Origin of the sequence: Roseateles sp., assembly GCF_049240545.1 — a bacterium.
Classification (GTDB): domain Bacteria; phylum Pseudomonadota; class Gammaproteobacteria; order Burkholderiales; family Burkholderiaceae_C; genus Paucibacter_A.
On record NZ_JBMLSK010000267.1, the window covers coordinates 1 to 1716 of the forward strand.

General features: G+C 67.3%; 3 protein-coding genes. All 3 read right to left on the reverse strand.

Going from position 1 to position 1716, the window contains the following annotated elements; all coding sequences use genetic code 11:
- Nucleotides 1-394, reverse strand: a 394-nt coding sequence (gene bfr / locus ACOVRJ_RS17250) for a bacterioferritin (protein WP_422045070.1), incomplete at its 3' end; no start/stop codon positions are given.
- A gap of 42 nt (nucleotides 395-436) precedes the next feature.
- On the reverse strand, nucleotides 437-1540 hold the full coding sequence (locus ACOVRJ_RS17255; protein ID WP_422045071.1) for a homocysteine S-methyltransferase family protein: 1104 nt from the start codon (nucleotides 1538-1540) through the stop codon (nucleotides 437-439).
- On the reverse strand, nucleotides 1537-1716 hold a 180-nt coding region (locus tag ACOVRJ_RS17260; RefSeq protein ID WP_422045072.1), incomplete at its 5' end, for a DUF1636 family protein. The genes ACOVRJ_RS17255 and ACOVRJ_RS17260, both read right to left, overlap by 4 nt.

Here is a 1716-nt window from a genome sequence, read left to right on the forward strand (position 1 = left end):
CGATGTGTTCCTCGGTGTCTTCGAGGATGTGCTGGAAGAGGTCGCGCGAGACGTAATCGCGTGCCTGCTCGCAGTGGGCAATGGCGTCCTTCACGGTCGCTTGCGAGCCTTGTTCGACCTTCAGGTCGCAGGCCAGCGCCTCGGGCAGCGTCTCGCCGATCATCAGCTTGCCCAGATCCTGCAGGTTGGGCAGGGCGTCCAGCGTGAACAGGCGCTCCATCAGCGCGTCGGCGTGCTTCATCTCGCCGATCGACTCTTCGTATTCCTTTTTCGCGATGCGCTCGAAGCCCCAGTGCTTGAACATGCGGAAGTGCACGAAGTACTGGTTGATGGCCGTGAGTTCGTTCTTGAGCTGGGCCTGAAGGCACTGGACAACTTGGGGATCGCCTTGCATACGGGTTCCTTGTGGGGTTGACTGAAATGTTGGCCGCCGCCGTCAGGCGCCGAGGCGAAACGGTGTCCGTGGACGGCTCGCCGGCGACTCACGCAGAGGCCGTGGCCTCGCCCCTGAAACAGATTGTGCAATGGCCTCAATGTGATCCGGCGTGGTGCCGCAGCAGCCGCCCACCAGGTTGACCAGCCCATCGCGCGCAAACTCGCCCAACAGCCGCGACGTGACCTCTGGCGTCTCGTCGAAGCCGGTCTCGCTCATCGGGTTGGGCAAGCCGGCGTTGGGATAACAGCTGATGAACGTGTCGTCGGCCACACGCGCCAGCTCGGCCAGGTAAGGCCGCATCAGCGCCGCGCCCGTGGCGCAGTGCAGGCCCACGGCCAGCGGCCGCGCGTGGCGCACGCTGTGCCAGAAGGCCGAGACGGTCTGGCCGCTGAGCACACGGCCCGACGCGTCAGTAACGGTGCCGCTCAGGATGACGGGCAGGCGTTCACCGCTGGCATCGAATGCCTCTTCGATGGCGAAGGCCGCGGCCTTGGCGTTCAGCGTGTCGAAGATGGTTTCCACCAGCAGGATGTCCGCACCCCCTTCAACCAGCCCTTCCACCTGCTCGCGGTAAGCGGCGCGCAGCTCGTCGAAGCTGACGTTGCGTGCGCCCGGGTCGTTGACGTCGGGGCTGATGCTGGCCGTGCGTGGCGTGGGGCCGATGGCACCTGCCACGAAGCGCGGGTGGCCGGGCGTGCTGTAGCGGTCGCAGGCCTGGCGCGCCAGGGCGGCGGCCTGCACGTTCATCTCGCGCGCCAGGTGCGCCAGGCCGTAGTCGGCCTGGGCGATGGCGGTGGCGCCGAAGGTGTTGGTCTCGACGATGTCCGAGCCCGCCGCCAGGTAGGCCTCGTGGATCTCGCGCACCACCTGCGGCTGCGTCAGGTTGAGCAGCTCGTTGTTGCCCTTCAGCGTCACCGGGTGGTCGGCCAACCGGCTGCCGCGGAACGCGGCTTCGTCCAGCTTGCGTTGTTGCAGCAGCGTGCCCATGGCGCCGTCGAGCAGCACGATGCGTTGGCGCAGCAGCGCCGGCAAGGCTTGTGCACGGGTGTAGGTCGGGTGCGCGGGCCGCACGCGGGCTTCTGAGGGGAAAGTGTCAAGGGTCATGTCGGGGGATCGGTCGATGTGGTCGATGCAGTCGATACGGTCGATACACTCAACGGCGCAGGCAGCCGCGCCAGGATGCCTTCGCGAAGGCGCTCGGGCCGCGCCTCTCGCGCCATGAAGCCGTCGCTGCTGGCCTGGTGCAGCGCGGCGCAGGCCAGCACCTGCTCGGCGCTGGT

Coding starts and splice junctions, on each gene's coding strand:
- ACOVRJ_RS17255 (WP_422045071.1), bottom strand. CDS start 1,540: ATGACCCTTGACACTTTCCCCTCAGAAGCCCGCGTGCGGCCCGCGCAC.